At 67.9% G+C, this 24,548-nt stretch carries 21 protein-coding genes, 1 tRNA gene, 1 other RNA gene and 1 pseudogene; 12 read left to right on the forward strand and 12 right to left on the reverse strand.

Annotated elements, in window-relative coordinates; genetic code table 11:
* Positions 1-38 precede the first annotated feature (38 nt).
* Genes DWV11_RS13455 through DWV11_RS13470 form a run of 4 tightly spaced genes read right to left on the reverse strand, consistent with a single transcriptional unit; the run spans position 39 to position 2,430 of the window.
* Positions 39-398: a subtilase-type protease inhibitor gene (locus DWV11_RS13455; protein ID WP_115789432.1), complete on the reverse strand. Its 360-nt coding sequence runs from the start codon at positions 396-398 to the stop codon at positions 39-41.
* A complete protein-coding gene (locus tag DWV11_RS13460) occupies positions 395-1,354 on the reverse strand; it encodes a 3-methyladenine DNA glycosylase (protein ID WP_115789433.1) in 960 nt (319 codons plus the stop codon). Before DWV11_RS13460 ends, DWV11_RS13455 begins: the two co-directional genes overlap by 4 nt.
* On the reverse strand, positions 1,338-1,940 hold the full coding sequence (locus DWV11_RS13465) for an SSI family serine proteinase inhibitor (RefSeq protein ID WP_115789591.1): 603 nt from the start codon (positions 1,938-1,940) through the stop codon (positions 1,338-1,340). The genes DWV11_RS13460 and DWV11_RS13465 overlap by 17 nt, the downstream gene beginning before the upstream one ends.
* A 25-nt stretch (positions 1,941-1,965) precedes the next feature.
* Positions 1,966-2,430: a MarR family winged helix-turn-helix transcriptional regulator gene (locus DWV11_RS13470; protein WP_115789434.1), complete on the reverse strand. Its 465-nt coding sequence runs from the start codon at positions 2,428-2,430 to the stop codon at positions 1,966-1,968.
* 116 nt (positions 2,431-2,546) lie between these two features.
* On the opposite strand from DWV11_RS13470, the gene DWV11_RS13475 reads away from it, so the two are divergent.
* Both DWV11_RS13475 and DWV11_RS13480 read left to right on the forward strand, forming a co-directional pair.
* Entirely contained in the window at positions 2,547-2,771 is a 225-nt protein-coding gene (locus tag DWV11_RS13475) for a hypothetical protein (RefSeq protein ID WP_115789435.1), read from the forward strand.
* Positions 2,772-2,938: 167 nt separating this feature from the next.
* The gene (locus DWV11_RS13480; RefSeq protein ID WP_425452064.1) at positions 2,939-3,139 is read left to right on the forward strand and encodes a hypothetical protein; all 201 of its coding nucleotides are present in this window, start codon (positions 2,939-2,941) and stop codon (positions 3,137-3,139) included.
* Positions 3,140-3,194: 55 nt separating this feature from the next.
* Here the strand turns inward: DWV11_RS13480 and DWV11_RS13485 are convergent, their stop codons facing one another.
* Entirely contained in the window at positions 3,195-4,541 is a 1,347-nt protein-coding gene (locus DWV11_RS13485) for an aspartate kinase (protein ID WP_115789437.1), read from the reverse strand.
* 241 nt (positions 4,542-4,782) lie between these two features.
* On the opposite strand from DWV11_RS13485, the gene DWV11_RS13490 reads away from it, so the two are divergent.
* The 3 genes from DWV11_RS13490 to DWV11_RS13500 are packed head-to-tail and all read left to right on the forward strand — an operon-like array spanning position 4,783 to position 8,084.
* Positions 4,783-5,742: an ABC transporter ATP-binding protein gene (locus DWV11_RS13490; protein WP_115789438.1), complete on the forward strand. Its 960-nt coding sequence runs from the start codon at positions 4,783-4,785 to the stop codon at positions 5,740-5,742.
* Complete coding sequence (locus DWV11_RS13495; RefSeq protein WP_210725752.1) at positions 5,739-6,896, forward strand: ABC transporter permease; 1,158 nt, start codon at positions 5,739-5,741, stop codon at positions 6,894-6,896. The genes DWV11_RS13490 and DWV11_RS13495 overlap by 4 nt, the downstream gene beginning before the upstream one ends.
* 6 nt (positions 6,897-6,902) lie before the next feature.
* Entirely contained in the window at positions 6,903-8,084 is a 1,182-nt protein-coding gene (locus DWV11_RS13500) for a hypothetical protein (protein ID WP_115789439.1), read from the forward strand.
* 27 nt (positions 8,085-8,111) lie between these two features.
* On the opposite strand, the gene recR is transcribed toward DWV11_RS13500, so the two are convergent.
* The 3 genes from recR to ffs all read right to left on the reverse strand — a co-directional run bounded on the left by recR (position 8,112) and on the right by ffs (position 11,903).
* A complete protein-coding gene (recR, locus tag DWV11_RS13505; RefSeq protein WP_115789440.1) occupies positions 8,112-8,711 on the reverse strand; it encodes a recombination mediator RecR in 600 nt (199 codons plus the stop codon).
* 82 nt (positions 8,712-8,793) lie between these two features.
* Entirely contained in the window at positions 8,794-11,772 is a 2,979-nt protein-coding gene (locus DWV11_RS13510; RefSeq protein ID WP_115789441.1) for a DNA polymerase III subunit gamma and tau, read from the reverse strand.
* Between the two features lie 34 nt (positions 11,773-11,806).
* Positions 11,807-11,903: signal recognition particle sRNA small type (gene ffs / locus DWV11_RS13515), an RNA gene on the reverse strand.
* 460 nt (positions 11,904-12,363) lie between these two features.
* Here ffs and DWV11_RS20560 point away from each other — a divergent pair.
* Positions 12,364-13,107 (forward strand): annotated as a pseudogene (locus tag DWV11_RS20560) (DUF222 domain-containing protein); the annotation flags it as partial.
* Positions 13,108-13,511: 404 nt separating this feature from the next.
* Positions 13,512-13,982: an HNH endonuclease signature motif containing protein gene (locus DWV11_RS20565; RefSeq protein ID WP_342767747.1), complete on the forward strand. Its 471-nt coding sequence runs from the start codon at positions 13,512-13,514 to the stop codon at positions 13,980-13,982.
* 93 nt (positions 13,983-14,075) lie between these two features.
* Here DWV11_RS20565 and DWV11_RS13530 read toward each other — a convergent pair whose 3' ends face one another.
* A complete protein-coding gene (locus DWV11_RS13530) occupies positions 14,076-14,399 on the reverse strand; it encodes a YqfO family protein (RefSeq protein WP_115789444.1) in 324 nt (107 codons plus the stop codon).
* Positions 14,400-14,741: 342 nt separating this feature from the next.
* Here DWV11_RS13530 and DWV11_RS13535 point away from each other — a divergent pair.
* Positions 14,742-14,826: transfer RNA gene (locus DWV11_RS13535), tRNA-Ser, on the forward strand.
* Positions 14,827-15,033: 207 nt separating this feature from the next.
* Here DWV11_RS13535 and DWV11_RS13540 read toward each other — a convergent pair.
* The gene (locus DWV11_RS13540) at positions 15,034-15,933 is read right to left on the reverse strand and encodes a LysR substrate-binding domain-containing protein (protein ID WP_115789445.1); all 900 of its coding nucleotides are present in this window, start codon (positions 15,931-15,933) and stop codon (positions 15,034-15,036) included.
* Positions 15,934-16,054: 121 nt separating this feature from the next.
* On the opposite strand from DWV11_RS13540, the gene DWV11_RS13545 reads away from it, so the two are divergent.
* Positions 16,055-19,522, forward strand: coding sequence for a proline dehydrogenase family protein (locus DWV11_RS13545; RefSeq protein WP_115789446.1), 3,468 nt, complete (start codon positions 16,055-16,057; stop codon positions 19,520-19,522).
* Between the two features lie 67 nt (positions 19,523-19,589).
* On the opposite strand, the gene DWV11_RS13550 is transcribed toward DWV11_RS13545, so the two are convergent.
* Positions 19,590-20,498, reverse strand: a complete 909-nt coding sequence (locus tag DWV11_RS13550) for an oxygenase MpaB family protein (protein WP_115789447.1) — start codon at positions 20,496-20,498, stop codon at positions 19,590-19,592.
* A 102-nt stretch (positions 20,499-20,600) separates the two neighbouring features.
* Positions 20,601-22,058 (reverse strand): MFS transporter, encoded by a 1,458-nt coding sequence (locus tag DWV11_RS13555; RefSeq protein ID WP_115789448.1) that lies wholly within the window; start codon positions 22,056-22,058, stop codon positions 20,601-20,603.
* A 97-nt stretch (positions 22,059-22,155) separates the two neighbouring features.
* Between DWV11_RS13555 and DWV11_RS13560 the strand changes: the two genes are divergently transcribed.
* The 3 genes from DWV11_RS13560 (at position 22,156) to DWV11_RS13570 (ending at position 24,544) form a co-directional block, all read left to right on the forward strand.
* Entirely contained in the window at positions 22,156-22,530 is a 375-nt protein-coding gene (locus tag DWV11_RS13560) for a MarR family winged helix-turn-helix transcriptional regulator (protein ID WP_115789449.1), read from the forward strand.
* Between the two features lie 98 nt (positions 22,531-22,628).
* A complete protein-coding gene (locus DWV11_RS20490; RefSeq protein ID WP_115789450.1) occupies positions 22,629-23,936 on the forward strand; it encodes a M23 family metallopeptidase in 1,308 nt (435 codons plus the stop codon).
* Between the two features lie 122 nt (positions 23,937-24,058).
* Positions 24,059-24,544 carry a glutathione peroxidase gene (locus DWV11_RS13570; protein WP_115789451.1) on the forward strand — a complete coding sequence of 162 codons (486 nt, stop codon included), beginning with the start codon at positions 24,059-24,061 and terminating at the stop codon, positions 24,542-24,544.
* Positions 24,545-24,548 lie beyond the last annotated feature (4 nt).

A 24,548-nucleotide genomic window follows, 5' to 3' on the forward strand; every position in this document is an offset into this window, starting at 1 on the left:
GGCTGCAGGCGCCTTGAGATCGTGAGGATCGCGAGGCTTCAGATGGCGCCGGTGGAACCCGCGACGCCGCCCAGCAGCGGCGCCATGTTCCGCCACTTCGCGATTTCGCAGCCGTCCGTGCGGCTGAAGCGGCAGTCCACCGGGCGGCCCCGGAAGGTGCCGGTCACGGTGGCCGTCTGCGGGCCGCCGTACTGCTGGGTGCAGCGGCGGTCCGGCCGGGGTACCGGGAAGAAGATCTCTTCGCCGTGCTGCTCGACGGCGGCAAGGGCCGCCCGCGGGTCCGGCACCGTGGATCCGGCGGCAGCTTCACCGTCGGCGGCCAGCAGCACGAACTGCTGTTCCGCGGCACCCGGTGCCTCCAGCAGGGTCACTGTCAGTTCGACGTCGTACCGGCTCATGGCTTGCCTTCCCCGGGGTGTTCAACGGCCTCGAGCAGTTCCAGCAACGGCTGAAGTTCGGCCAGCAGCCGGCCCCGCAGCTCCTGGGCCTCGGCAGCGAAGGCCCGTTGCTGCCCGACGTACTCGTTCTTGCCCTCCGGCGTTTCGATCCGGATGGCCGGATAGCCCCACTCGCTGAGCTCGTAGGGGGAGGCCTGCATGTCCATGGCCCGGATCCGCCAGGACAGTTCGAAGCAGTCCATTACCAACTCGCTGGGCAACGCGGGGACCAGCTTGTACGCCCACTTGTAGAGGTCCATGTTGGCGTGCAGGCAGCCGGGCTGTTCCATGACGCGCTGGTTTTCGCGGGTGGGCGTGATGTCGTTCAGGGGCACGGCATCAGGGGTGTAGAAGCGGAAGGCATCGAAGTGCGAACAGCGGATCCGGTTCTCTTCCACCACCGCGTCCGTGCCCTCCGGGCCCAGCCGCAGGGTGAGGTATTCGTGGCGGAGATCGAACTTGTCCTGCCGGTAGACCATGGCCCATTCGTGGAGCCCGAAGCACGCGAACTGGGCCGGGCGGGCCGAGGTCCCGGACAGGATGATGGCGGCGAAGCGGAGAGCCTCGGCGCGGTCTGCCACAAAGCGGGCGAGGTCGAAGGCTACCGCCGGGCTTCCCGCCGGCAGGCCCACGGCCGCCAGTGCGGCGTCGTCGAGGAGCGTGTAGTACTTCCAGTCCGCGCGTTCGGCGGCCCGCCGGCCGCACAGCACTGTTCCCTCTCCCGGATGCCAACGCAGCAGCTGGCCCGGTTTCTGGGTGTAGTACGTGAAGAGGAAGTCCTCCACCGGGTGCTTCTTGCCGGCGGAACGGCGTTCGAGGTAGGGGTCTGCGTAGCGCCGGACGCGTTCGTGGTGGGCCGCTTCCAGGGGGAGCCACTGCTCTTCCGCAAGCAGCCGCAGCTTACTCGCCAACGCCACTGGAACCGAGCACCGCCTTGGCGCCGTCCCAGGCTGCGATCTCGCAGCCGTCCGTGAGCTTGTAGGAGGATTCGACACCGACGCCGTCCACGGCACCCGTGACCAGCGCGGTCTTCGGGCCGCCGTACTTGGTGTCGCAGGCCTGGTCCTTGGGCCGCGGGGTGCGGGTCAGCAGAGCCGGGTTCGCCTTCAATGCCGCGCAGGCCGCAGCGGCGTCCGGATGCACGCTTTCGGCAGTAGGCACGCCGCCCTGGCAGACCAGGGTGTAACTGGCGGGGCTGGCGCCCGGGGAGGGCGTGATGAGGATCGAGAGTTCGGCGTCGCCCTTGCCAGGGATGGCAGGAACGGCCGACGGCGGGGCCGGGACCGGTTTGGTGCCGGGGGACTCGGTCTCGTCCGGCAGCAGCCCGTCGGAGCTTGGCGTGGTGGGGCTCGCGTCCGGTGCGGCGCTGGAGGGCGCGGTGCTTGAAGGCGCCGAGGTGGTCGGTGTGTTGCCGCCGGTTCCCGGCGAGCAGGCGGCCAGCCCGACGACGGCTCCTCCGACGGCGGCGAGGGCCAGGACGGTGCGGAAGATTCGCGGTCGCATGCGGGGCTCCTTGCTTTCCGCCATTTTATCCCGGGAGGGTTGCCGGGGCAGGGCGTTGCGTGGCGGCGATCAATCCGGTCATGGCCGCATGGAGTTCGGCGACTTCCTCCCGGCTCAGGCCCAGCCGTTCCATGATGGTGCCAGGCACCGCCGTCGCCTGTTCCCGGAGCGCCGCCCCGGCTTCGGTCAGGGTCACCGCGAGGGCGCGCTCGTTGCCGGGGACCCGCTCGCGGGTCAGCAGCCCGGCCTCTTCCAGACGCCGCAGGATGGGCGAGAGGGTGGCGGGTTCGTGCAGGAGGGCGTCGCTGATGTCCTTGAGCGTCCGCGGGCTGCGTTCCCACAGGGCAAGCATCACCAGGTACTGCGGGTGGGTCAGGCCCATGCGTTCCAGGACCGGCTTGTAGATGCCCACGACGCTGCGTGAGGCGACCGTGAGGGCAAAGCAGAGTTGGCGTTCGAGGAGGAGATCGTCCTCGGCAGGCGTGGACATGTTCCTCCTTGCTCGGGCCGTGCTTACCGCACCAGCTTATCTCGTCGCACTAATTATTAGTGCACTAACAATTAGTGTACTGTGGAGCCACAAGGAACCCCACGGAGGGAGCAGTAGTGGCCAAGGAATCATTCGCCCAGCGGTTCATGCGCGCAACCGGGCGGCTGCGCGTCGTGTTCGGCCCGGCGCACAGCAGTGCGCTGGACCACGAAATGACCGAGGCCAACAGGATCCTGCTGCGCCAGCGCCAGGCCGAAACCCTGCAGTGGGAAACCAAGCACCGGGCCGACGGCAGCAGCTACGTGGTCCCGAGGAACCCTGAGGACAAGTCCCTGCGCTGATCCCCGCGCTGATCCCCAGCACCTCACGTGAACCGGGCCTCGCCCGCCCCATTCCGGGGTGCCGGGCGTATCATTGACTCACTTGAACCACTCGGGAACGGCACGCTTGCCGGACCCCGTTGCGGGGAAGGAGGTGGGATGTTGTGGGACGTGTGCTGGACAGTTTCATGCATGTGACGGCGCGCCTGCAGTCTGTTTTCGGACCTGCTACCCAGGGCGATACCGATGCACCCGTTGTTCACAAGCACGACGATTTCGAAAAGGCTTCGGAAGAAGACCTGACGCATTTCGTGGTTGAAACGGATGCCGAGGGCAGGCACTATGCAGTGCGTGATGACCCTGGACCGACAACCACCGACTATGGCTAGGCGAAACAAAAGGACCGGAGCGCAAGCCCCGGTCCTTTCCGTGTTAAGCCTTGTTTCAGCGGCCGGTGCCGCCGTAAACGGTGGCCTCGGATTCGCCGTCGAGCTCAAACGCTGCATGGATCGCACGCACGGCGTCGTCCAGCTTGTCCGCGCTGGTGACCACCGAGATACGGATCTCCGACGTGGAGATCATGTTGATGTTGATGCCGGCATCGGACAGGGCTTTGAAGAAGGTCGCCGAAACGCCGGGGTGCGAACGCATGCCGGCGCCGATGAGGGAGAGCTTGCCGACGTTCTCGTCGTATTCGATGCTCTCAAAGCCGATCTCGCCCTGGGCGGCGCGAAGGGCGGCCAGGGCGTCGGCGCCTTCCACGATCGGCAGGGTGAAGGAAATGTCCGTGTGGCCGGTGCCGTGGGTGGACACGTTCTGGACGATCATGTCGATGTTCGAGTGCGCATCGGCGATGACCTGGAAGATCGCCGCAGCCTTGCCGGGGATGTCCGGGACGCCCACAACGGTGACCTTGGCTTCGGACCGGTCGTGGGCCACGCCGGAGATGATTGGCTGCTCCAAGGCAACTCCCTCTTGAGTGGTGATCTTGTCATCGGCACTGGGCAGGACCCAGGTGCCTTCGTTCTGGCTGAATGAGGAACGCACGTGCAGCGGCACGCCGAAACGACGGGCGTACTCCACGCAGCGCAGGTGCAGGATCTTCGCGCCGGAGGCGGCCAGTTCCAGCATTTCCTCGCTGGAGATGGTGTCGATCTTCTGCGCGGACGCCACCACGCGCGGATCCGCGGTGAACACGCCGTCCACGTCGGTGTAGATCTCGCAGACATCGGCGTCCAGGGCCGCGGCCAAGGCGACGGCGGTGGTGTCCGAACCGCCGCGGCCCAGGGTGGTGATTTCGTTGGTGCTGCGGCTCATGCCCTGGAAGCCGGCCACGATGGCGATGTGCTGCTTGTCCAGGGCGGTGCGGATGCGGTGCGGGTCGACGTCGATGATGCGCGCCTTGCCGTGGATGCCGTCGGTGATCATCCCGGCCTGGGAGCCGGTGAAGGACTGCGCGGACGCGCCGAACTTGTTGATGGCCATGGCGAGCAGGGCCATGGAAATGCGCTCGCCGGCGGAGAGGAGCATGTCCATCTCGCGGGCGGGCGCGGAGTCCGTGACCTGGGCGGCGAGGTCCAGCAGTTCGTCGGTGGTGTCGCCCATGGCGGACACGACGACGACGACCTCGTTGCCGGCCTTCTGCGCGTCGACCACGCGGCGGGCAACACGCCGGATGCCCTCGGCGTCGGCCACGGAGGAGCCGCCGAACTTCTGGACGATCAGCTGTTTGGTCTTGGCAGGCTGCGCGGCCAGTTCGTCGCTTTTCACTTCGGTAGTGGGCATACTCATGCGCGCACCCTCACTGCATCACTTGGGAATCGAAACGCCACACGGCCATTTACGGCATGCCAGCGTGGCTTATTCGGCCAGTTTATCGCCGTGTGTCCCGGGCCCGGGAATTGTGACCAAATCTCGGCCCCTGGGTGGATGTGCGTGACTTTCGCCACGGCGTACGATCAAGGCACGATGCGGCCTGCGGGCATATCCGCCGCGCAGGTTCAAGCTCTGTAGGGGGAAACAGAGGTGGAGTATGTCCGTTGCTGAAATTCCTGAGACCACCCGGGCGCCATTGGCTTCCGGGGTCTCTGCGGTGGGTGTCTCCCGCCGCTTCGGGTCCGTTCACGCCGTCGAGCACATGGACTTCGAGGCCCCGGCCGGGCGGGTCACCGCGCTGATCGGCCCCAACGGGGCCGGCAAGACCACCTTGCTGCTGATGCTCGCCTCGCTGCTCCAGCCGGACAGCGGTGCCATCACGGTGGACGGACTCGACCCGGCGCAGGACAGCGCGGCCGTGCGGCGCCGGCTCGGCTGGATGCCGGACACCCTGGGCGTGTGGGAGTCCCTTACCGCCCGCGAAATCCTGGTGCAGATGGCGCGCTTCTACCGCCTGCCCACATCCGGGATCGATGCGCGGGTGGCCGAACTGCTGGCCCTGGTGCGGCTTGAGGAACTCGCCGACCAGCCTGCCCGCGTGCTTTCCAAAGGCCAGCAGCAGCGGCTCAGCCTGGCACGGGCCCTGGTCCACGACCCCTCCGTGCTGCTCCTGGACGAACCCGCGGCCGGTCTCGATCCCGGCTCCCGGGTGGAGTTGCGGACGCTCCTGCGGAACCTGGCCGCGGCCGGGAAGTCCGTGGTGGTGTCCTCGCACGTGCTCAGCGAACTCGATGAAATCGCCGACGGCGCCGTGTTCGTCAACCAGGGCCGCACCGTCAAGCAACAGACCATTGAAGAAGCCACACGGCAAGGCCGGCGCTACGCGATCACCGCCCTGGACCCGGCCGCGCTCGCCGCGAAGCTCACCGAACTGGGGCTCGAGTTCAAGGCCGGAAGCGGCCGCCGTCCGTCCGTGTCGCTGATGTTGAGCCACGACGCCGGGGCTGCCGCCTTGCTGCGGGACCTCGTCACCGCGGGGATCGGCGTCGTGTCCTTCGGCCCGGCGGGCGGCGCCTTGGAAGAGACGTACATGAGCCTGGAAACGGAGCGGAAATGAGCGCGGAAATGACTCTCCCGGGGCCAGCTTCGGCTCCCGGCCCCGCTGACGGGCGGGGCGCCGTCGCCGGTTATCTCGGCGGGATCCGCGACGTAGTGGTGCTGGAGATGAAGCAGCGGCTGCGTTCGCGCGGCTGGTACATCATGCTGGCCGTCTGGTTCGCGGTGATCGCCTTGGTCACGGCCCTGACCTGGGCCGGCTGGAACGCCGCCATGGAGGTCCGCAACTCGATGCCCGTTCCGGACGGCACGCCCCAGCCAGACGGGCCGGGGTCCGCGATCTTCGAAGTGGTGCTGGCCTTTGTGCTGCTTTTCGCCCTGCTGGTGGCACCGGCGCTGTCCGCCAACGCCGTCAACGGCGACCGGGCCGGCGGCACCCTGGCCATCCTGCAGGTCACCCTGCTCACGCCCGGGCAGATCCTCTGGGGCAAATTCTGCGCCGCCTGGCTGGCGGCGATCGCCTTCCTGGCCGCCAGTTCGCCGTTCCTGATTTTCGCGGTGCTGCTTGGCGGGCTGACACCGGCGCACGTGCTGGTGTCCCTGCTGATGCTGGCGGTCGAGGTGGCCGTGATCTGCGGGATCGGCGTCGGCATTTCGGCGCTCGCCGGCAGGCCGCTGTTCTCGATCGTGGTCACCTACCTCACGGTGGCCGCGCTGGTGGTCGGCTCGCTGATCGCGTTCGGCCTGGGCGTGCAGCTGACCCAAGGAACCGTCAAAGCCAACCAGCCGCAGTACAAGGGGATGGAGTACGGGCCCGGCGCCTATCCGGGCTATCCCGAGTACACGTGCGCGGGCCCGCTGGTGGAGCAGGACGTGTTGCGCACCGAACGGGTCGCCTGGCTGCTGTCGATGAACCCCTACGTGGTGGTGGCCGATGCCATCCCGTACCCGGAACGCCTCGGCTCGCCGTACTACTATTCCGGCGGCATGATCGAGAACATCAGCCAAGGTGCCCGGGCGGCGCTCGCCGGTCCGGAGGGCACGTACCCCTGCGCCAACGGGAAGGTGCAACCGCAATACCTGCAGCAGACCACGCCGCTGTGGCCGCTTGGCCTGTCGCTGCAGCTGGCCTTGGCCGGGCTGCTGCTCTGGCTGGGCTGGCGTTCCCTCCACACACCGGCCCGGCGCCTGGCCCGGGGCACCCGGATCGCCTGAGCCGCCATGGTCGCCGGCCAGCCGCCCGAGGACGAGCCCAGCTACGAGCCGATCGGCCGGGACTTGTACGACGACGGCGGGCGGGCGGCTGGTCCCAGCAGTTCGGTGCCTGGTGTGGGTGGTGCTGCGTCGGAGGACGACGGCGACGGCGGTCCGCCCCGCACGCCGTTCCGGACCGTTGCGGCCGCCGTGGTCCGTGATGCCTGGGCGGACGCGATGGCATCGTTCCGGGCAGTGTCCTTCTGGATCGTGCTTGTGGCCGCCGTGGCGGGGGCAGGTGCCTCCTCCTACCTGCTGCTCGTGTGGTTCGGGGTTGTCAGCTGGGAGACCTCCGGGCCCGTGGCGATGTTCCTCCTGGCCGGCGGCGGGCTCTGCCTGGCGGCGACCATCCTTGGCGCGGTGTGGGGATTCACCCGCGGGCGGTACGGGGCGCTGACCATGCCCGTCAGCCTGCTGGCGTGCTTGCTGCGAGGCCTTGCCCTGGCGGTCCTTGGCGTCGTTCTGCTCCTGGCGCTCCGCTTCCTCCTGGCGGCTCCGGGAACGGTCGAGTTTTCCGTGGACCCCGCCTCAGGGCTGCCGGAATCCCCGGCGGGGAGCATTCCCGCCCCGCCCGGCCTGGAGCTCCTGTCGCTGCTGACTGTGGTCTTCGAGGTGGGTGTTTTCGCGCTGCTTGGCATGGGATTCCGGGCGTGGTTCACGGCCAGGCTTCCCGGGGCCGTATTGACTGTGCTGTCGACAGGCTTGTTCGCCGTCGGGAACTTCGCCGCGGCCTTCCTCCTGCTGCCGGGAACGCTGGTCACCGAGCGGACCTCCATCCCGGTCAACGTGGAGCGGGACCGCATCGGCCGCTACCTGTCCTACGAATGCATCGGGGAACTGGTGCGGAGCGAACCCGTGCTGCACAGTGAACGCGTCATGTGGCTGACCGCCGGGAATCCGGCCTTGCTCTACTGGGCACTTGCCTCGGAGCAGGTGCCCACCGAGGGTGAACTGGGCTGGTTCCTGGTTTCCCTGCAGCGTTCCACGGAGGGGCCCGCCTACGAAGTCGCCTGCATCAACGGGGTGCCCAGCGAAGCGGCCCAGTCCGGGTTCCCTTTGTCCACCATCGGAATCGCCGGACAGCTGGCGGCCGCCGCCGCGGTGACTGGCACCGGTATCCTGGCAGGCCGCCGTCGGGCACGGAGCTGAGGTTCCCTCCCGGCTGCCGGGCCAGTCTCAGGACAGGGCGTTGCGGCGGCCTTCGAAGGCACGGCCCAGCGTGACTTCGTCGGCGTACTCCAAGTCGCCGCCCACGGGCAGCCCGGAGGCGAGACGGGTCACCGTGATTCCGATGGTCTTCAGCATGCGGGCCAGATAGGTGGCGGTGGCTTCGCCTTCGAGGTTGGGGTCGGTGGCGATGATGATTTCCTGGACCTCGCCGTCGTTGAGGCGCGTGAGGAGTTCGCGGATCCGCAACTGTTCCGGGCCGATGCCGGCGATCGGATTGATGGCTCCGCCCAGCACGTGGTACCTGCCGCGGAAAGACCGGGTCCGTTCGACGGCGAGCACGTCCTTGGATTCCTCGACGACGCAGATGACGGAGGGATCGCGCCGCGGGTCACGGCAGATGTTGCACGTTTCCTGCTCAGTGACATTTCCGCAGATGGTGCAGAACTTCACCCGCTCCTTGACCGTGGTGATCGCAGCGACCAGGCGTTTCATGTCCTCGGGGTCGGCCTCAAGGATATGGAAGGCGAGGCGCTGGGCCGACTTCGGACCGACGCCTGGAAGCCGGCCGAGCTCGTCGATCAGCTCTTGAACTGCACCCTCGTACACAATGTCCTCGTTCGTCTAATGGAGTTTCGTTCAGTGGAGTTCGGTCAGGGGCGCTTCTTGTCCGCGGCTTCCCTCGGCGCGGTCAGCGGCGCATCAGGGGAGTGCCGTCCAGGGAACGCTCTTCCAGGAGTCTCCCGCCCAGAATACGCTCCACCGCAGCCCGGCCAAACACGCCCGATTCCTCGATGGTTTCGTCATCGGCGCTTGGAATGTCCTCGACCATTGTGGCCGTTGCCCTTGACGCGCCGGCCGGGGCCTGGATGCGTCCGGCCAGCGCTTCCGGGCTGTTCGAAAGCCGCTGGTACAGGCTCTGTTTGCTGGGCGCGCTGCCCGAAACGTCGGCCGCGGGTGCCGGAACGGTCGCCCAACTCCCCGCCGGGGCGGCGGCCGGTTCCGGAGCCTGCTGGGCGGGCGCGGGAACCTGCTGTGCTGGTGCCTGCTGTGCTGGTGCCTGTGCCGCGGCGGGCTCGTATGCCGGGGCACCGGAACTGCTGCCGGCCGGCGTGGGCACGGCCTGGGCCTGCGCCGGATCTGCCGGTGCGGACCCGGCAGGGACGGTTCCGACATTGCTGCTGGTGCCCACCACCCATGTGCCCGGTGACTGCTCCACCGCGCGCGACCACGGGTCGTTTGAGGTGTCGGCCGCGGGCTCGGTTTGAGAGCTTGTGGCGCCTACCCTGACGGGCGTTGGCGCTGCGACAGCTGCAGGCGCGGGTGCAGCGGTTGCGGCGGGCGCGGACTGCCAGCCGGAGTCCGACGGCGGAACCCAGTCCATGGGCGGTTCTTCGTCCAGCGGCGGGGCGTCTTCGTCGCGAGGGGGACCCCAGTCGTCGTCGGAATAAGAGTAGTCCCCGGACGCCGGCTGATCGGATGCCGGCTGATCGGATGGCGGTTGATCGGATGCCGGCTGCTCGGACGGCGGCACCGCGGCAGGCACGGCGGCAGGCACGGCGGCGCTGGGCTGTGCACCGCGTCCGGCCTGTGCACCGCGTTCGGCCTGTGCGGTGCTTTCAACCGGCGCCGTTGCCGGTTCGACGGCTGACGGAGCGGCCACGGGCGCGAGGCCCCAGGCAGTGTCCACTTCGGAGGGAGCGGGTGCCGTGGAAGCAGTGGGCGGCGTGGCGGCCACGGCCGCCGGCACGTGTGCCGGGGCTTCCGGGCTAGCCGGTGCTTTTGGGTTTGGCGCAGAGCTCCCTGAACTGTTAGCGCCCGCCGTGGCCGTGATCTGGCAGTCGATGCCAATGGTCTTGTGGATGGCCTGGCGCAGGTTTTCGGCGTGGTCGGCCCGGCTGAACGCGGTGGCGAGGCCGTCCGTGGTGAACGCCAGCACCAGCGTCTGGCCATCGAAACGTGCCACCTGCGCGTTGGCGCCAACCAGGGCCCAGCTGCTTCGTTTGATCTTGCTCAGCGTCTGCAGGATGTCCTGCCAGGCACGGCGGACCACTTCGACGTCGGCGCCTCCGGCGGGGGTACTGGCGGCGGGGGCATTGGCGGTAGAGGTACGGGCGGCCGAAGTGCTGGCGGCAGGGGCAGCGGACGGCTGGGCAAGCGGCGCAGCTGCCGGAGCCGCGCCTGGTACAGGAGCCGGGGGCGTCGCAGGTGTTGCAGAAGCGGCGGCGGGCGCGGATGCGTCGGCGGGCGCCTGCGGCCTGTCCTCGACCGGCCAGTCGTTGGTAGTGACCCGGGGCGCGGAGTTCTGGCTCCTGGCCGGAACTGGCTCCGCCGGCTTGGTTTCGGCCGCAGGGGCGGGTTCCACCGGGGCGGGTTCCACTGGGGCGGGCGGAGCGGCCGCTGCTGCGGGCACCCGGGCGGGTTCCGGCGTCGGGCCCTGATCGGCCGGAATCGACGGCGCAGACTGCGCAGGAGCAGTCTCTCCCGCGGGCAGTGCTCCGCCGTAGCTGAGGCGCCGCTCCACGCGGTCGATCCGGGCCGCGATTCCGCGCTCTGTCTGCTCGGCGCCGGGCAGCAGGATCCGTGCGCACAGCAACTCGAGGTGCAGGCGCGGAGAGGTGGCGCCGGTCATCTCGGTGAGGGCGGTGTTGGTGACGTCCGCCGCCCGGGACAGCTCGGCGGCCCCGAGAGCCTTGGCCTGGCCCTGCATGCGGGCGATCTGGTCGTCCGGCATGCCGCGCAGGATGGCGCGGGCGCTTTCCGGCATGGCCTGGACGATGATGAGGTCACGGAAGCGTTCGAGGAGGTCCTCGACGAAGCGGCGGGGATCGTGCCCGGCATGGATGACCCGGTCCACCGCGCGGAAGACGGTGGCGGAGTCGCCGGCGGCAATGGCCTCGACGACGTCGTCCAGCAGCGAAGCGTGCGTATACCCGAGGAGCGCGACGGCGAGCTCGTAGTCCAGTCCGGTGTTGCCGGCTCCGGCCATGAGCTGGTCCAGCACCGAAAGTGAGTCACGGACGGAGCCGCCGCCGGCCCGGATCACGAGCGATAGCACACCAGGCGCTACCGGCACGTTCTCCGCGGCGCAAAGCTGCTCTAGGTAGGCCATGAGCGGTTCCGGCGGCACCAACCTGAAGGGGTAGTGGTGCGTACGGGACCGGATGGTGCCGATGACCTTGTCCGGCTCCGTGGTGGCGAAGATGAACTTGATGTGTTCCGGCGGCTCCTCGACGATTTTCAGGAGCGCGTTGAAGCCGGCCGAGGTGACCATGTGGGCTTCGTCGATGATGAAGATCTTGTAACGGTCGCGCACCGGCGCGAAGGTGGCGCGCTCGCGGAGGTCGCGGGCGTCGTCCACACCGCCGTGGCTGGCGGCGTCGATCTCGATGACGTCAAGGGAACCGGAACCGCCGCGGGCGAGCTCGATGCAGCTGTTGCACTTGCCGCAAGGGGTGTCGGTGGGGCCTTCGGCGCAGTTGAGGCAGCGGGCGAGGATCCGGGCGGACGTGGTTTTGCCGCAGCCGCGCGGGCCGGAGAAGAGGTAGGCGTGGTTGACGCGGTTCTTGCGCAGCGCCGTCATGAGCGGCTCGGTGACATGTTCCTGCCCGATAACGTCCGCGAACGAATCCGGGCGATACCTACGGTAGAGGGCAGTTGTAACAGTCACAGGGGAAACCTAGCGGTAGGGACTGACATTTAAAGTAAGTGACCCCTCATGCACCCGCCAGAGCCCATCTACCCTTGCTACCTTCCGGTCCTGGGGGAGTTCAACAGGATGACGCCACATGAGGGGCCGACGACAAGCTTACCCGAACTTTCAGCGGCACTCGAATCCGCCGTCGGGCACTGGAAACTACAGCAGCCGGGCACTGGAAACCGCAGCGCTGAGACCGTCTCCGGCGCGATGCCGAAGGACGTGGCCACGCCGATTCCGGAGGTCGCGGTGACCATCTTGGTCCGGGAGTCCGCATCCTCCACCTGTCCACCACTGGTCTTGGAACGGCCCGCTAGGAACTCCGAGGTTTCCCGCGGGCCCGTGGACTGTTTCGATGACCAGCCCCGTCTCTTCGAGCACGCGGCCGCCCAGGCACAGGGGCAGGTCATCATTGGGCCCATTGCAGGGAAAACCAAGCCCGGCAGTTTGCCAGCCTTCTTGGGGCAAGCGGAAGGAGTCTACGGGGTGGCTGGCTTGGCACCTTATAAAGTCGGTGCCCGGTGATGTGATGGGTTGATGGAGATCACCAGCAGTTTGGAGGTAATGGCGCCGCGGTCCGCGGGGTCTGATCTGCTGGTGGTGCTGGACGGTTTGGTCTCGACGTTGCAGTCTGTGGAGTCGGCGATCGCGGGCTTGCAGGCCTTGCGGGAATACACCCTCGCCATTGCGTCCCGGGTCGCGGACGTGCTGGCAGAGGAGGACACGCGGGACGGCGGCAAGCACGACGGCGGCAAGAACGACGGCGGCGCGGGGCCGGGCGCGTTCAGGGGCCTGCGGTGGGACGGTGCGGAGCTGGCCCGGCGTGCGGTGGCCGCTGAGATCGCCACTGCGACCCGCGCTAACGACCGGACCGTGCAGCGGCAGATGGGCCAGGCCGTGGAGGTGCTGGACCGTTTCCCTGCGACGTTTCAGGCCCTGGCGCGGGGCCGGATCAGCCTGGCCCACGCCCGGGTGATCCAGGACGCCGGAGCCGTGCTGGACGACCCAGCGGTGTTGGCCCGGTATGAGGCCGTGGTGGTGGCGTGCGCCGAACACCAGGCACCGGGGCGGGTATGGCGCCTGGCGGTCCGGGAGGCCGAGAAGGCGCAGCCCGAGCCCCTGGCCGCCCGGCACGAACGGGCCGGCGCGCAGAGATGCGTCCGCGTCACGCCCCTGCCCGACGGGATGGCCGAACTCGCCGCCACCCTCCCCGCGGCCGTGGCCTACGGCATCCACGACCGCCTCACCCGGATGGCCCGGGCACACGCCGGCCTGGCGCGGGACCACGCAACGGAACCGGGCCCGACCACCGGGCCCGCCTGCAGCACCGATCAGCGCAGCACCGATCAGCGCAGCACCGACCAACGCAGCACCGGGCCTGCCTGCACCACCGGGCCTGCCTGCACCACCGACCAGCGCAGCACCGATCAGCTTCGTGCCGACTTCCTGTCCGAACTGCTGTTGTGCGGTGCTCCCGCCGGGCACGACACCGCGGACGGGCTCCTGGCCGCGATCACCGCCCGGGTGGACGTCACCGTGCCGGTGCTGACCCTGATTGACCGCGACGCCACCGGAGACGCAGGCAACCCGGCCCCAGCCCGGGTTGGCACGGTCGCCGGGGTGAACACCGCAGGCCAGGTCCCGGCCGAGCTGGACGGGCGCCACCCCATCGACCCCGGCACCGCCAGGATCCTTGCCGGGCAGGCCGCCGCGTGGAACAGGGTCCTGACCGACCCCATCACCGGGGCCGTGTTGGCCGTGGACCGGTCCGGCCCGGCGAAGACCTCAAACGCCTCCTCACCGCCCGCGACACCCGGTGCCGCTTCCCCGGCTGCGGCATCCCGGCCCGCGATCTCGACCTGGACCATACCCACGACGCCGCCCAAGGCGGAACGACCGACGCCGGCAACCTCGCCGGACTCTGCCGGCGCCATCACACGCTCAAGCACCACTCACGATGGAAGATCCGGCAAACCGGCGCCGGAAACCTCGAATGGACCAGCCCCACCGGCAGGACCTACAAAGACAGTCCGCCCCTTCCCGCGACCCACATTTCAATTGCCCCCGACGGCTTAGGAGCGCCCCTTCCCGCGACCCACATTTCAATTGCCCCCGACGGCTTAGGAGCGGCCCACGGTCGTGCCCGCGCGCCGGACAACACAATTGACCCGCCACCGTTCTGAGTCTGATCCAGCCACAAGGATCTCCAGCTACAAGGAATCTTGAGTCGGGTACAACATCGCGGCTCCGAGCCGGACCTGCTGCCCCACACCGGACTACCGCCATCCCTCCACGGGCCAGGTCATGAACGCGGGCTCCTCATACGGGTGCGCCGCGCGCAAAGCCCGCACGACGCCGTCGAGCAGTTCCTCCTCCACCACGCACTCGATCCGGAGTTCGGGCACCTGCTCGGGCTCGTTGAGGGAGCCGATGAAGGGTTCAGCCCCTGCCAGGGGAGTGAAACGGCCGGTGCCCGGGGTGGTGAACGCGCAGTGGCCGTAGTCGCCGATCCGGCCCGCGCCGGCGTCTCCGATGGCGGCCAACAGCCCCTCGCTGTGCTGCAGCGGAACGTAGACCACCAGGGCGTGGAGTTGGCTCATCCCACCATCCTGCCAGTGGTCGCGGAAACACGCGGGAAAACAGGTCAAAGGATGGTTTCTAATTTCCATTGCCAAACCAAAGGGTCTTCGCCGAACATTGGTATGTACACCGATTGGGGCAATCTCAAGGTTGTGAGGCGTAGGGCCTGTTGGGGAGACCGGACCCGGCGTCTCAACGGTGTACCGCAGGAATGGGCGCATTGGGGGCGTCCATTTTTTCGTTAAGGCACGACGTACCCGGCGAGGCCCCGAAGTGACGCCGCAGGAGCCGTGCGGATGCCCCGATTGGGAGATGCCGGAAAACTCCGGTACAGTAGGACCTGCTTTTGATTCAAAAGCATTGGAGAATTCGCCTAGCGGCCTATGGCGCACGCCTGGAACGCGTGTTGGGTTAACGCCCTCGGGGGTTCAAATCCCCCATTCTCCGCGTTTTGGCCCCGGTCCTTCGTTTGAAGGGCCGGGGCCTTTTGCGTTCCTGTAGAACCGCCGCCGATCCGGCCGTACCGCACCGCTGACGTGTCCGTCCTGACCCTCTTTGGCCGGGGTGCCGTGCGACGTGCCGGCGACACGCGGCCAGGACGCCTTCATGGTGGCCAAAGAAGGTCAGGAAGGCTGGGGCTCCCTTGCACCGCACTCAGCTCCGCGTGGCCGCCACGCGCTCCAGGACTTCGCGGCAGGCGAGGATGGCCGGGTGGATGCGGCCCGCCTTGCGCGTGGAGGTGAAGATGGTGCGGTGGGGCAGTTCGGGAAGCTCCAGCAGCTGCACCGACTTCTCGCGTCCAGTCCAGACGAGGTCCGGCATGAGCGCGACGGCGTTGCCGGACTCGATCAGCCGGATCTGTGCCTGGAGGTCCGCGGTTTCGTAGCGGACATCGGGTTCGAAGCCTGCGGAACGGCAGGCTTGCTCGGCCCAGTGCCGGGACGCCGCCCCATGAGGTTCCATCACCCACGGCATCTCCGCAGTATCCGCCAGCGAGGTAATCCTCTCACCGCCCAAACCAAGAGGGGGAGTGGCCAGCCGGATGGCGTCACTGGTCAGGGTGGCGCGGTCAAGGCCCGGATGGTGCGGCGCGGCATGGCCCGGGTACTGCTCGGCCACCACAATGTCGAAGTCCCGCGCCCAGGTTTCGTAGAGCGCGGTTTCGGGTTCGCGCTGGGTCATTTCGACGCGTACTTCCGGGTACTCGGCGCGCATTGACGTCAGGAAGTCCGGCATGAGGGCCAGTGCGGCGGACTGGAACACCGCCAGGCGAACGGTCCCGGTGACGGAGGAGAGCGATGCGGCGAGGTCCGTCTCGGCCGCCTCCAGGGTGGCCAGCAGGGATGCCGCGTGCTCCACGAGGATCTCCGCCTGCGGCGTGAGCTGGACCCGGCGGCCGGACTTGCGCAACAGCTCAACGCCGGCTTCCTTCTCCAGCAAAGTCAGCTGCTGGGACACCGACGACGGGCTGTACTTCATCGCGTCCGCCACCTCGGCGAGGGTCCCGCGGATCTTCAGTTCATGCAGCAATCGGAGCCGCCGGACGTCCAGCATGGACCCTCCAAAAATGATCGTTAACACTAACGAATATCGTTCGGAAAAGTTCGCTTTTCCTAATCTGATTGTAGATCCATACTGGTGGAAACGAAGCACCATCCCCTAAGGAAAAACGCGCATGAGCACACCAACCCGGGAATCCCGCGCCGCCGGAAACCATGGCCTTCCGGACGCCGGACACTTCCAGGAACTCGGCAACGAAGCCACCGCCTTGGTCCGCCACTGGCTTACCGAAGCCTCGAAGATTCCCGTCGACATCTCGGCCCAGCGACTGGCCGGAGTCCTGAAGGATCCCAACGGCCTTGACTTCACTGTTGGATTCGTCGACGGCGTCATCCGCCCCGAAGACCTCTCCGTCGCCGGCCGCAATCTGGCCAAGCTCGCCCCGAAGGTCCCGGCCTTCCTTCCCTGGTACATGCGCGCCGCCGTGCGCACCGGCGGCGTCATGGCCCCGGTCCTGCCGCAGGTGGTCATCCCGATCGCCCGCAAGGTCCTGCGGGACATGGTCGGCCACCTGATCGTGGACGCCACCGACGCCAAGCTCGGCCCGGCGATCGCCAAGATCAAGAAGGACGGCGTCCACCTGAACATCAACCTGCTCGGCGAAGCCGTGCTGGGCGAGCACGAAGCCGATCGGCGCCTCGAGGGCACCCTCAAGCTGCTGGCGCGTGACGACGTCGACTACGTCTCCATCAAGGAATCCTCCACCGTGGCCCCGCACCCGCTTTGGGCCTTCGACGAAGCCGTGGACCACGTGGTGGAGAAGCTCACCCCGCTGTACCGCCTGGCCGCGTCCTTCCCCAAGCCCAAGTTCATCAACCTGGACATGGAGGAATATAAGGACCTCAGCCTCACCATGGCTGTGTTCAAGAAGATCCTGGACAAGCCCGAGTTCAAGGACCTCGAAGCCGGCATTGTGCTCCAGGCCTACCTGCCGGACGCCCTGGCCGCCATGCAGGACCTCCAGGAATGGGCCGCCACACGCCGCGCCACCGGCGGCGCCCCCATCAAGGTCCGCGTCGTCAAGGGCGCCAACCTGCCCATGGAACAGGTCCAGGCTTCCATCCAGGGCTGGCCGCTGGCCACCTGGGGCACCAAGCAGGGCTCGGACACCAACTACAAGCGCGTCCTCAACTACGCCCTCACTCCGGAGCGCATCGACGCCGTCCGGATCGGCGTTGCGGGCCACAACCTCTTCGACGTCGCCTTCTCCTGGCTGCTCGCCAAGGAACGCGGGGTCACGCAGGGAATCGAATTCGAAATGCTCCTCGGCATGGCCACCGGCCAGGCGACCGCGGTCCGCAAGGACGTCGGCAGCCTGCTCCTCTACACCCCGGTGGTGCACCCGGGCGAGTTCGACGTCGCCATCGCCTACCTGATCCGCCGCCTCGAAGAAGGCGCCAGCCAGGACAACTTCATGTCCGCCGTCTTCGAGCTCAGCGAAAACGAAACCCTCTTCGAGCGCGAAAAGCAGCGCTTCTTCGCCTCCCTCGCGGAGCTGGACGATTCCGTTCCGGCCCCGAACCGCACCCAGGACCGCTCCAAGGCTCCGGTTCCGGCGCCGCGCCAGGGCTTCGTCAACACTCCGGACACCGATCCCGCACTCCCGGCCAACCGTGCCTGGGGCCGCGCCATTCTCGAGCGCATCCCGGGCTCCACCGCCGGCAACGACGTCGTCGAAGCCACCAAGGTCGCCACGGCCGAAGGGCTGGACCGCATCATCGCCACCGCCGTCGACGCCGGAAAAACCTGGGGTGCCCTGCCCGCCGCCGAGCGCGCCGCCATCCTGCACCGCGCCGGCGACATCCTGGACGCCCGCCGCGCCGAACTGCTGGAGGTCATGGCTTCCGAAACCGGCAAGACCATCGAACAGGGCGACCCGGAAGTCAGCGAAGCTGTCGACTTCGCGCACTACTACGCCGAGCGTGCCAAGGACCTGGAAACGGTCGACGGCGCCACCTTCGTCCCGGCGAAGCTCACCGTGGTGACCCCGCCGTGGAACTTTCCGGTCGCCATCCCCGCCGGCTCCACCCTTGCGGCACTCGCCGCCGGCTCCGCCGTCGTCATCAAGCCCGCAAAGCAGGCCCGCCGCTCCGGTTCCGTCATGGTGGATGCCCTGTGGGAGGCCGGCGTGCCGCGCGAAGTGCTGGCCCTGGTCCAGCTCGAGGAGCGGGAACTCGGCACCCAGCTGGTCTCCCACCCGGATGTGGATCGCGTGATCCTCACCGGCGGCTACGAAACCGCCGAACTGTTCCGCTCCTTCCGCAAGGACCTGCCGCTGCTGGCCGAAACTTCCGGAAAGAACGCCATCATCGTCACACCGCACGCCGACTTGGACCTCGCCGCCAAGGACGTAGTGCAGTCCGCATTCGGCCACGCCGGCCAGAAGTGCTCGGCTGCCTCGCTGGTGATCCTGGTGGGCTCCGTGGCCACCTCCACCCGCTTCCGCAACCAGCTCCTGGATGCCGCCCGCTCCCTGCAGGTCGGTTACCCGGAGCAGGCCACCACCCAGATGGGCCCGATCATCGAACCGGCCAAGGGCAAGCTGCTGCATGCCCTGACTACCCTCGGCGAGGGCGAAAGCTGGGCCGTGAAGCCGGAGAAGCTGGATGAAACCGGCCGGCTGTGGTCCCCGGGCATCCGCTACGGGGTCAAGCGCGGCTCCTACTTCCACCTCACCGAGTTCTTCGGACCGGTGCTCGGTGTGATGACCGCGGCCACCCTTGAGGAAGCCATCGCCATCCAGAACGAGATCGAATACGGCCTCACCGCCGGCCTGCACTCGCTGGATACCGAAGAGATGGGCACCTGGCTGGAGACCATCCAGGCCGGAAACCTGTACGTCAACCGCGGCATCACCGGTGCGATCGTGCAGCGCCAGCCCTTCGGCGGCTGGAAGAAGTCGGCGGTCGGCGCGGGTACCAAGGCAGGCGGCCCGAACTACCTGATGGGCCTGGGCAGCTGGGTTCCCGCCGAGCCCGCCGCCAAGCCGGGAGCCACCCTCACCGGCCCGGCCGCGGCCATCCTCGCCGCAGCCAAGACCACCGTCAGCGCTGACGAGGCCGATACCCTGCAGCAGGCCCTGTACAGCGACGCCGCAGCCTGGGCCGGGGAGTTCGGCACCGCCAAGGACGTCTCCGGGCTGAGCGCGGAACGCAACGTCTTCCGTTACCGGGCCTTCCCGGTGACCGTCCGCCTGTCCGAAGGCGCACCGCTCGCCGAACTGCTGCGCGTTGTCGCAGCCGGCGTGGTGGCCGGCTCGGCCGTCACGGTGTCCTCTGCCGTCGGGCTGCCCGACGCGGTCGTGGCAGCCTTCGCCGGAGCGGGCATCAGCTCCCGGATCGAGAGCGACGCCGACTGGCTGGCATCGGCGGCCAGGATCAACGGCGGACGCATCCGCCTGATCGGCGGGGACTACGCCGCCCTTGCCGCCGCCACCGGTGGCCGGCCCGACGTCGCCGTCTACCACGGCCAGGTCACCCCGGCGGGCCGCATCGAGATGCTGCCCTTCCTGCACGAGCAGGCCGTCAGCATCACGGCGCACCGCTTCGGAACTCCGAACCACCTTTCGGATGGGCTGATCTAGCGTCACCCGCAGCAAGAAGAAGCCCGGCGTCACGGAATCGTGGCGCCGGGCTTCGCGTTCAAGGCGCCTAGGCTATCCCCAGGCGCAGGAGCCTTGCCCGGGCCGCCTTTTCGCTGGAACTCTGCCGTCCCAGGCCGAGGCGGACGACGGCGAGCACCAGCCGCGCGGGCAGCACCGTGGGCAGCGGGATCGGTCCGAGGTGAGGCTTCCGCAGGCCGAGCAACTCGCGAAAGCGCGGGTCCAGGCTTCCGACGGCGGCGTTGAAGAGGATGCGGTACCCCGAACGCAGGGATGGTGCGAGCGGAGGGTTGCGGATGAACTCCACGGTTTCCCGGAGCCGGGCATCGGCACGCAGTTCGCCCGAGGCATACCAGCGGTCCATTTCCTCGGCGACCTCGGCCACAGTCTCCGGGGGGTTGATGACGCCCATCAGCCGCCCGGCCTGCGCCCATTCCCGCACGTAGGCATCGGCGCCGCCGGGGATGGGGCCGCCCCAGATGCGATGGACGGAAACGAAGGTGTCGGCGTAGGTGGCGTGCACCCAGCCGAGCAATTCCGGATCGAGTGCGGAGTAGCTGCGGGGCCTGCCCTGGTTGTCGATGTAGGTGCCGTGCACGAAGCGGTGGACCTTGCGCACCTGTGCCGTGGCCTCCCGGGCCGCAGCCTCGGAACCGTAGCTCACCGTGAAAATCCACCGGATGGTACCGGCCAGCCGGCCCAATGGGTCCTCCCGGAACGCGGAGTGGTCGTAGACTCCCGCGAGAGCGCCGGGATGCAGGGACTGGGTCAGCAGGACCCGGATGCCGGAGATGATCGTGGCCATGGAGCCGTGCACCGCCCACACGGCCGAGCCAGGACGGTGGTAGCCGGGGTCGTTTCCGTTGGCGAGTTCCAGCACCCAGTCAGGGATCGCCTGCGGATCGCCGGTGAAGGTTGTCCGCAGCTCGCCCCGCCATTTCCGGATGAAGCTGGCCATCATTCATTTTGTGCCGGGGGGCGGCCCCATGGCAAAGAAGGCCGAACGCAAAGGCGGCCGTGGCATTTCCATGTCACGGCCGCCTCCGTCATTGACTGCCCGTCAGGCTGCCGGCTGCTCGGTGAGCGCCCGGCGTCGGCGTCCCGGGGATGCTGCCACCAGCAGCGCGGCGATCGCGACGGCGGCACTCAGGATCAGTCCCGGACGGTACTGCTCCAGCATGGCGGCCGCGCTCGCGGTGCCCGTTCCGTGGCCGTGGCCGCTGACGATCGCCGTGGTGACAGCGAGCACCAGGGCCGCCCCTACCTGGGTGCTGGTCTGGATCAGGCCGGCGGCCAGGCCCTGTTCGGAGTCGCGGATCCCCGCGGTGGCCTGCACGTTGATCGACGGGAACGCCAAGGCGAAGCCGATGCCCAGCAGGATCATCGAAGGCAGGATGTCCAGCACGTAGTTGGGGGTGGTTCCCACCCGGAGGAACAGCACGTAGCCAAGGCCCAGGGACACCAGGCCGGTGAGGATCAGCGTGGTGGCTCCGAACCTTTCGATCAGACGGTCCGCGAACGGCGCGCTCGTGGCCACGATCAGGCCTGCGGGGAGCAGGGCCAGGGCCATGCCCAGCGGCGACCAGCCCAGCACCGACTGCAGGAACAGGGTGACGATGAACTGGAAACTCAGGTAGGAACCGAACAGGCCGATCGCGCTCAGATTGGCCTTGGCTACCCAGCCTTCGCGCAGGATGCCGAAGCGGATCAGCGGATGCCTGACCTTGTTCTCGATCACGGCGAACGCCGCCAGCACCGCGGCGGAGACTGCGAACCCGGCGATTGTTGCCACAGATCCCCAGCCCTTTTCCGGAGCCGAAACCAAGGTGTAGACCAGTCCGAGCATGCCCAGGGCGAGAGTCACCGCGCCCCAGATGTCGTGCCCGCTGTTTTCCGACGTCGGCCTGTCCTTCGGGATGTATCGCAGGCCAAGGAGGACGACGGCGACGGCGATCGGCACCGAGACGAGGAACGTCCAGCGCCAGCTGAGGCTGGTCATGAGGCCGCCGACCACCAGGCCGAGCGAGAAACCGCTCGCCCCGAAGGTGGTGAAGATGGACAGTGCCTTGTTGCGTTCGCGGCCTTCCGCGAAGTTGGTGGTGATGATGGAGAAGCCGGTGGGAGCCGTGAAGGCGGCCGCCAGTCCCTTGACGAAGCGGGTGGCGATCAGGACGGTGGGGTCGTTCACGAGGCCGCCCAGCAGGGAGGCGGCGGCGAACACGCTGAGGGCGATCAGGAAGATCCGGCGCCGGCCGAGGAGGTCGGCGAGGCGGCCGCCCAGGAGCAGCAGGCTTCCGTAGCCAAGGACGTACGCGGACACGATCCACTGCAGGGAATCGGTGCCCAGTCCCAGCTCGTGGCCGATGGAGGGAAGGGCGACGCCCACCATGGAAACGTCCAGGCCGTCGAGGGCGAGGACGGTGCACACCACCATCAGCAGGAGCCATTGGGCGCGGGTCCAGCGGACGGCGTCTTGGAGTTTGTCGGCAGATCTTTCGAGGGTGTTCGTCGAAGTCATGCCATCAAGCTATATGACACGTCATTCAATGACAAGGAATATGACGGGGAATATTATGACGTGGCATTTAAACCCCGCGTGAACTAGAATCGAGGGCATGGCAACGACAGACCGCCAGTTGGTTGAGCAATGGCGCAGCATCCAGGACGCCTATTTCCGCACCTCCTGTGCGATCGACCGGGCGCTCGAGGCGAAGTTCGATATCGGCCTCAATGAGTTCGAAATCCTGGACCTCGTGGCGGAGAGTTCCGAGACCGCGTGCCGTATGAAGGCGCTGGGGGAGCGCACTCCCATGACGCAAAGCGCCGTGTCCAAAGTGGTGGACCGGCTCGAAAGGGCAGGGCTCCTGGCCCGCCATTCCTGCGCTGACGACCGCCGCTCCCTGTTCCTCGAACTGACCGACGCCGGCCGCGCACTCCACAAGCAGGCCGCCGTCGAGCATCGTGCTGTGCTGAAGGAAAACCTCAGCTGAGCGGAGCGCTCCCCGCAGGGGTTCCTTTTCCCTTCCCGTGACGTCACAATAGGCGTGTGCGTCCGGGCTAGGAGGGCGCTGCGTTATGGGGAGTGCAAGTGGGTAAACACCACGAAGCCGGCCAGGTGTTCGTCCTGGTGCGGTCCAAGGCTTTCGGACGATCGTTGTTCTGGAGCCTTTTCGGAGTCCTGATGTTGCTGGTCTTTGGAGCCCAGGGCCCTCTACCCGTGGCATCGTCCCAGGCCGAACCTGCTGCAAGCGGCATGGTGGGACCGTACCTGCTCGACGACACAGGGCCGGCCACCCCGACAGCCGGCGCCGAAGCGATCCTCTCCTATGAACGCTCCACGGTGGATACTGTTGCGAAAAGCGGCAAGCGCCACCTCAATGTTGCGTCCCGGGACCTGGACAGGCCGGCCAAGGGCAAGCTCTACGCTCCGCTCGAGCACCTCGTGCCCACCTCCCCTTTTGGCCTCCGTATTGACCCGCTGAGCGGACGGCCCGGTGAGTTCCACTGGGGCCAGGATTTTGCGGCGGCCTGCGGTACGCGCGTTTACGCCGCCGATGCCGGCGTGGTCCGCGCCGTCGGCTGGCACCTGTGGGGCGGTGGAAACCGGGTGGAAATCGACCACGGAAACGGCCTCATCACCACCTACAACCACCTGCAGGGGATCGGGGTCAAGAAGGGCCAGTCGGTCAAGGTGGGGCAGGTTATCGCCAAGGTCGGCACCACAGGATCCTCGACCGGATGCCACTTGCATTTCGAGACGATCGTCAACGGCGTGCACACCGATCCCTCGGCGTGGACCCTCATTCCGATCAGGCAGTCCGACCCGCTCGACAACATCCCGATGGTCAGCTTCGCCCCGGGCTCTGGAACCACGGAGGCGGAGGCGCCTGCCTGGGCCGTTCCGGTGGCCGCGGCGCCTGAACGGGAAGTCATCGGCGGCGAGCAGGAGGCCCGCGTGGTGCCGACACCGACACCTACGGCGACGGCTACGGCGACGCAGAGTCCGACGGCGAGCCACTCGCCAAGCGCCACCGCGACGGCGAGCGGTACTGCTACACCGACCGGTACTGCGACACCGACACCGACCGGTACCCCTGCGACGGCGACACCGACGCCGACGCCGACGGTCACCCCGACACCTACACCGACGCCGACCGGTACCGCTGCGACTGCGACGGCGGCCCCGGCACCGACGCCGACGGTCACCCCGACACAGACCACGGTTCCCGTGCCCGACCCGATCGTGCCCGACCCAGCCGTGCCAGCCCCGACACTGCCAGCTCCGACACTGACCGGGACCACCGTGCCCACGAGCCCGCTGCCGGGTACCACCACGCTCGAGGTGGGCCCCTCTCCGTCTGAAACGGTTCCGGAAACGACGGCTCCAGCCCCCTGAGCGGGCTCCCGGAGCGACGCTGTTTTCGGCCGTATCCTTCCCACGCATTAGACTCGGACCCCGGTGCTGCGCGCGTCTTCGCCGTGCCGAATCCCGGCTCCACCCAGTGCTAAGGAAGTTGCATGCCCTCGCTCCACTCCATCCCGCTTACCTTCAACGACGGCTCGGAAGGGGACTTCGGGCGCTTCGCCGGCAAGGCCGTGCTGGTGGTCAACGTGGCTTCCGCGTGCGGCTACACGAAACAGTATGCGCGGCTGGAGGAACTGTATGGAAAGTACCGCGACCAAGGCCTCGAGATCCTCGGCGTGCCCTGCAACCAGTTCGGCGGCCAGGAGCAGGGCAGCGACGCCGAAATCGCCGAGTTCTGCCAGCGCAACTTCGGAGTCACTTTCCCGCTGATGAGCAAGAGCAACGTGCTCGGCAAGCAGCAGCACCCGCTGTACACCGAGCTCACCCGCCCCGCGGACGGCGCGGAACTTCAGAAGGTGAAGTGGAACTTCGAGAAGTTCCTGGTCGGCCGCGACGGTGAGGTGCTCGCCCGCTTCCCGTCCGCCGTCGAGCCCGATGCCGCGGAACTGATTGAAGCGCTCGAAGAAGCCCTCGCCTGACGCC

The organism is Arthrobacter silvisoli (genome assembly GCF_003369445.1).
Taxonomy (GTDB): Bacteria; Actinomycetota; Actinomycetes; order Actinomycetales; family Micrococcaceae; genus Arthrobacter; species Arthrobacter silvisoli.